Origin of the sequence: Pseudomonas gingeri (assembly GCF_013385425.1) — a bacterium.
Taxonomy (GTDB): domain Bacteria; phylum Pseudomonadota; class Gammaproteobacteria; order Pseudomonadales; family Pseudomonadaceae; genus Aquipseudomonas; species Aquipseudomonas gingeri_D.
Window position 1 is genome coordinate 1 of record NZ_JACAQA010000035.1, and the last position, 479, is coordinate 479.

Sequence of the window (479 nt, forward strand, 5' to 3'; positions counted from 1 at the left end):
AGGGCCATGCCCACAAGGATCAGAGCGACTCCTACCCCGGGCACGCCAATCAGGATAAATCCCGCCAGGCTCACACCGAACGAGGCGCCATCGATCACCGTCATGGTGATATAGAGCGCCTGCTCCTCGGCGGTTTTCGCCAAGCGGGCGCCCTCGACGTTGCGGTACAGACTGACCGCCGTGAACAACACATCCAGGGGCAGCAACACCTTGTTCATCTTGAAGAACAGATGATCAAGCCTCGGCTGCCAGAGCGCTCGCGAAGCGCTGGAGGCCAGGCGCAGGGCCAGCACCGGCCCGATATCCGTGGTGAAATCAAAGACACCCTTGACCACCGCCAATGAATCGCTGGTAGTAAACAGTCCCGATTTGAGCGAAGAAAAATCGAGGTGGAAGGGCTGGGTACGGAAGTCCACAAAGACCCCGAAGGCCCCGAGCAATCGGCTGGAACCGGCGGCCACGCGGGCGCTGGTCTTCAG

At 60.8% G+C, this 479-nt stretch carries 1 pseudogene; it reads right to left on the reverse strand.

Going from position 1 to position 479, the window contains the following annotated elements:
- Positions 1-479 (reverse strand): annotated as a pseudogene (locus HX830_RS28815) (hypothetical protein); the annotation flags it as partial.